The sequence below is a fragment of the Thermococcus sp. genome (assembly GCF_027066465.1).
In the GTDB taxonomy this organism is placed as follows: domain Archaea; phylum Methanobacteriota_B; class Thermococci; order Thermococcales; family Thermococcaceae; genus Thermococcus.
Genome location: NZ_JAMONU010000112.1, coordinates 1 through 5,188 on the forward strand (window position 1 = coordinate 1; position 5,188 = coordinate 5,188).

Annotated in this window: 6 protein-coding genes and 1 pseudogene; 4 read left to right on the top strand and 3 right to left on the bottom strand. The window is 55.3% G+C overall.

Features of this window, described 5'->3' with window-relative positions; all coding sequences use genetic code 11:
- Positions 1-366: pseudogene (locus MVK46_RS05205) on the bottom strand (hypothetical protein); the annotation flags it as partial.
- Positions 356-679 (bottom strand): hypothetical protein, encoded by a 324-nt coding sequence (locus MVK46_RS05210; RefSeq protein WP_297535586.1) that lies wholly within the window; start codon positions 677-679, stop codon positions 356-358. The pseudogene MVK46_RS05205 and the gene MVK46_RS05210, both read right to left, overlap by 11 nt.
- Before the next feature lie 303 nt (positions 680-982).
- Here MVK46_RS05210 and MVK46_RS05215 point away from each other — a divergent pair, with 303 nt between their 5' ends.
- Genes MVK46_RS05215 through MVK46_RS05230 form a run of 4 tightly spaced genes read left to right on the top strand, consistent with a single transcriptional unit; the run spans position 983 to position 4,362 of the window.
- Positions 983-1,969, top strand: a complete 987-nt coding sequence (locus MVK46_RS05215) for a hypothetical protein (RefSeq protein WP_297535587.1) — start codon at positions 983-985, stop codon at positions 1,967-1,969.
- A gap of 1 nt (position 1,970) precedes the next feature.
- Positions 1,971-2,867, top strand: coding sequence for a hypothetical protein (locus MVK46_RS05220; protein WP_297535588.1), 897 nt, complete (start codon positions 1,971-1,973; stop codon positions 2,865-2,867).
- Between the two features lie 9 nt (positions 2,868-2,876).
- Positions 2,877-3,371 carry a hypothetical protein gene (locus MVK46_RS05225; RefSeq protein ID WP_297535589.1) on the top strand — a complete coding sequence of 165 codons (495 nt, stop codon included), beginning with the start codon at positions 2,877-2,879 and terminating at the stop codon, positions 3,369-3,371.
- Position 3,372: 1 nt separating this feature from the next.
- The gene (locus MVK46_RS05230) at positions 3,373-4,362 is read left to right on the top strand and encodes an SPFH domain-containing protein (protein ID WP_297535590.1); all 990 of its coding nucleotides are present in this window, start codon (positions 3,373-3,375) and stop codon (positions 4,360-4,362) included.
- A 54-nt stretch (positions 4,363-4,416) separates the two neighbouring features.
- Here the strand turns inward: MVK46_RS05230 and MVK46_RS05235 are convergent.
- Positions 4,417-5,188: glucanase (locus MVK46_RS05235; RefSeq protein WP_297535591.1), on the bottom strand; the 772-nt coding region annotated here is incomplete at its 5' end.

The following is a 5,188-nucleotide window of genomic DNA, read 5'->3' on the forward strand; positions in this document are numbered from 1 at the left end:
TATCCCCTCGACGAGTATCTCCAGGGTTTTCCCGAGGAAGAACTCGCCCCTACCGGAGTAAGAAAGTCTAACGTCTGCTGAAACATGTTTCTGCCATTCCCTGAGGGTTATCACAACCGTCAGGTTGCCCCTCTTTCCCTTCCCTTCGTAGATACGGCTGTTGTAGTCCTCATGGACTTCAAATTCGTATGTATCCCTGAACTTGAAGACGAAACGGGGCAACATTATCTCGGCCACGACAGGATTTCTGCCTCTAACTCGAACAACGTAAGGCCAGTTCGTTATAAACTGTGCAGGGTCGCTCAGTATTGAATCAACGACTGACTTTGGTGCATGAACGTTGACCGATGAATGCTTACTCCTCATTTTGTTTCCTCCTCAGCACGTCAAGTATCCTCAGGTAAGCGCCTTCGATTCCTTCCATAATGTCAACCGGAACAACGAAGAGCGTATGCGTTCCATCCTTTACAAAAAGCTCTACCTCCTTTTCAAACGCAACCGGATTCAGCTCAACCTCAACAATCGAACCTAGCACCTCTTCAACACTGCCCACCATGTGGGTTCGTCCTCCGGCACTGTGAAACCCCACAAGCTCCGCCCAGATTTTATGAAGTTCTTCAAATGGATTAACTCTCCAGCTAATGCCTTGAATGCCTTTGTCCGCGGTTATGGTGTTCATACCAATCACCACACTAAATTATTGTTAGTAAAAACATACTAGGTTTGAATTTTTAAATCTTTAAGTTTAAAATATTCAATGTATTGGGTGGTACATTATACTATTTCCAATTCAATTTAAAATTACCCGGTCTGATTCCAAGATAACCAAATTTGTTTATTGATGCAACGAAATGTGTAGAGTAAAGCCCGGATAGTTCATAACTTATTCCACAGGTTGGATTAAAGCCCCTTCCTGAAGAATCTCTAAGGAGTGCGAATAGGCTTAAATACGTTAAGCTCGTAGTATAAAGGAGGGGTCCGTATGGAGGTGTATAGGTGCGAACGCTGCGGGGCGCCCCTCGAGGTGTCCCCCGAAACGATAGTCGCCGTCTGTCCCTATTGCGGCTATCCCAACCATATAAGCGGCAACATGACCGTTGAGAACATCACACTCGTCCCCTCGCTCAACAAGAACGCGGTTGCTCAGGCTTTCTGGAGGAGCGTTGAGCACGACTTTGACCTCAAACGCATAAAGGACTCGATAGAGATTGTCGACGTTGAGGGCTACTACACCCCTTACTGGGTCGGCAACGTTCACGTTGAAGGCGACGTTGACTACACCGTCCGCGAGGAGGAGTGCGAGACCTACACCGACAGCCAGGGCAACACCCAGACGAGATGCCACACCGTTGAGAGGCACTACCACGACTACGTTGACGAGGTTCTCAGGCTTATAGGCTCCGCCCGCCGGCAGATTCAGAGCTTCGGCGTTGACGACCTCGTCCGGCACTACTCGAAGACGAGACCCGATGAGAAGCCGCTCGTTGAACTCGGGGAAGGGGAGTGGGAGAGGCTGAAGCTTGAGATTCTGAACACCGAAATTGATGAAAACCAGGCGAAGCTCATGATGCGTGAGGACGCGATTGATGTGATAAGAAACCGCTACTCCAGCAAAGCCGACAGGATAGACCGCTTTGACGTGAGGGCAGACGAACCCGAAAACGTCCGTCTCGTTCTCCTTCCGATGTGGACGGTCTACTACAAGTTCGAGAACTCAATATACCACTCGGTTTTCGCAGGATGGGACGGCAGAAGGGTCGCCTCAACGGAGCCTATGTCCACACTGAGGAGGGCGGAGTACATGGGGGGCGTCGCCCTCGGAATCCTCATCGGGGCAATCGGCGGTGCCTACGGTGCCGCAGTGAGCGCCTACGCGCTGAGCGGAATAGCGATAGGACTCGGCTCAATCCTGAGCGGCTACTTCGGCTTCAAAGTCCTCGAGGGCCAGCGCGTTGAGAGGGGTGGTTGAAGTGGAGGTAACCTGTCCCACCTGCTCCGCGACCTTCAAGGTTCCCGACACCGTTGAGGTCGCCACGTGCCCCTACTGCGGGACGACTTTCCACGTCCACACGAAGGAAACCGGCGAGCACTTCTTCTTCCCGCCGATGAAAAAGGACGCCGGTGGTGTTCTGCTGAAGTTCCTCTCAAGGCAGTACGGTGCCCCCGCCGACATCGTGGACGCGAAGGTTACCAAGAAGGAACTCCACTGGGTTCCGGTTTACTTCTTCTACCTGCACGGGAGGAGCAGGCTCTGGCCGACCGTTGAGGAAGTCCAGTTCATGGGGATTCCGGCAGGTTCACCTTTCAAGACGCTCCTCGAGGGCTATCCATTCCCCATACGGGGCAAGATATTCTTTGACGAGGCGGTTGTGAAGAAGGGTCACTACTACGAGCCAGAAGTCCCGAAGGAGAAGGCCGAAGAACTCGCCAGGGTCGCGCTGATAAACGCACTGAAGGGGGAGGCCAGTCAGGAGGACAAGAGGGTGAGCGAGGACGAGCTAGACCTTGAGGTTCGTTACCTCGGACTCGTCCACTATCCCCTCTGGGAGCTGCGCTACGAATACGGCGGAAACGAATACTGGGGCTACGTTGACGGAACCGACGGAAGGGTCATCTCCGCGGAGTACCCGCTCATGAGCGGTGCGAGGAAGAGGGCCAGCATGATGGCCCTGGGCGTACTCGGGGCCGGCTTTGTGCTGGGAATAATAGCCTCCGCCGCCTACGGAACCGGATTGGGACTCCTCGGCGGCATAATCCCCGGCGGCGTTGGGGCGTGGGGAATAGCTTCAAAAGGTGCCGTGAGGAAGAGGATTGTGAGCGAGGTCATGAAGGGTCGCTCCGGAAACCTCTACTTCCAGCCGATTTGAGGTGATAAGATGGGAGAGGAAACCTCGATTGTTGAGAAGCTTGAACTCCTGGTTCCCGGTTTTCACGGCTACAAGAAGAAGGAGCTCCTCAGGGAAGACGACAGGCTCATCAGGGGGAAGGTCGCCGACCTTTTAGCCCAGGCAAAGCGGGAGCTTGAGAGGGCCCTTCAGAGGTGTGCCATGGTGAACTGCCAGCAATTGATGGGCATTGAAAACCTCAGAAAGAAGCTCATGATGCTCCACAGCAGGGTTCTCCACGCCGAGGCAGGTTACCGCGGCTACTTCGACAGAATAAAGTTCAGGGAGGAAGAGCTGAAGAGGCTGCTTGAATACGACGCCAAGATGATTGAGCTGGCTGAGGGGATACTCAGCGAGGCGAAGAACCTGAACGCTCAGATTGCCAACCCTCAAGCTTTGGGCATGGCGGTTCTGAACCTTGACGACAAGCTCGTGAACTTCGAGGAGGTTTTGGGCCAGAGGATGAGCTTCGCGGCGGGTGAGTGAGATGGTGCAGGTCATAGAATGGGTGAACCCCGGAGAGGACGAGATAATCTGGCGCTACCCGAACGAGGTCATAAAGTGGGGCGCCCAGCTGATAGTCCACGAGTACGAAGTCGCTGTGTTTATGCGCGACGGCAAAATCTACGACATTCTTGGCCCCGGAAGGCACACGCTGACGACCCAGAACCTGCCGCTCCTGTACAAGCTGGTCGGCGGGAGCAACAGTCCCTTCAAGGCGACGGTAATCTTCGTCAGCATGAAGCAGTTTCAGGGGCGCTACGGCGGGGAAACCCAGACGAGGGAGCTGGCCCCGATAAAGTACTACGGCGTCTACTGGTTCAAGGTCGCCGACCCGGTTCTCTTCATAACCGAAGTTGTCGGCGGCCAGAGCCTCTACGACGCCCAGGACGTTACCAAGTTCATAAGGGCCTACTTCAACGAGGGCATGATGAAGCACCTCTCCTCTTACTCCATCGTCGACCTCTTCCAGAACCTCGACATGGTGAGCACCCAGGTGAAGGTAAAGCTCATGGAGGACTTCAGGAGGCTTGGCCTCGAGCTGATAGATGTGAAGATTGAAGGGGTTAACACCACCGATGAGTGGCGCCAGAGGCTCTTCTGGCTCATGCAGACGGGCAACGCGCAGTACGTCATGCAGATGGACACTGTAAAGCAGGTCGCGGCGGAGCTCGGCAAGAGTCCCGGAGCCGGAATGGGAACAGGAATGGTGCTCGTTCCCCAGCTCTTCCAGCAACCGGCCCAGCAGGCCCCCCCGGCGCAGCCCTATGCCGCTCCCCCCGCACCACAGCAGGGACAAGTGGCACCTGCGCAGACCGGCCAGCAGCAGGAGATATGCCCCTACTGTGGCAAGCCCATTCCACCGGGGGCGCGCTTCTGCCCCTACTGCGGCCACGAAATCAAACGCTGTCCCAACGGCCATATCGTTCCAGAGGGCGCGAAGTTCTGTCCAGTCTGCGGCGCGAAGATTGAGTGAAGCTTTTCCAACTTTCTTTTTTTGAAAAAAAAAGGAATTAGAGGTGGCTTTGCTTCAAACTCCAAACTTATCCTCAATATACGCTTTTATCAGCTCCTTCGTCGCGAGCAGTCCTTTGATGTGCGTCCTCTCCATTCCGTGGCTGGCGTGAACGCCGGGCCCGATGAGCGCAACCCTGAAGTCCCAGCCGGCCCGCAAAGCGGCGGAACCGTCGGAGCCGTAGTAGGGGAAGACGTCGACCACGTGCGGTATGTCGTTCTTCTCCGCCAGCTCGATGAGCTTTGTCGTCATCTCGTAGTCGTAGGGGCCGCTCGAATCCTTCGCCGCTATCGAAACGGCCGTCTCCTTTCCGCAAACGCCCTCACCGACGACGCCCATATCAACCACGAGGAGCTCCCTCGTCGTTGGCGGATAGCCTGCAGAACCACCGTGGCCGACCTCCTCGTAGGGCGAGAAGAAGAACGCCACGGGGAGCTTTTCAAGCTCGTCCGCCAGGTCAAGGAGGAGGTCAATCATCACCGCGACGCTCGCCTTGTCGTCTAAAAAGTGGGCCTTCACGAAGCCGTTAACGTACTCGAACTTGGGGTCGAAGGCTATGAAGTCGCCTGGCCTTATGCCGAGCTTCTCGGTGTCCTCCTTCTTCTCGACCTCCGCATCGAGGCGGATGTACATGTTCTCCTCCTTGCGCTCCTTTTTGCCGGCGTCCTTGTTGACGTGAACGCTCGGGTTCTTGAGGAGGAGCGTCCCCCTGAACCTCTTCCCGGAGCGGGTTATTATTGTGCAGTATTCTCCTTCGAACGTCGGGAGGAGGAGTCCTCCGATTTTC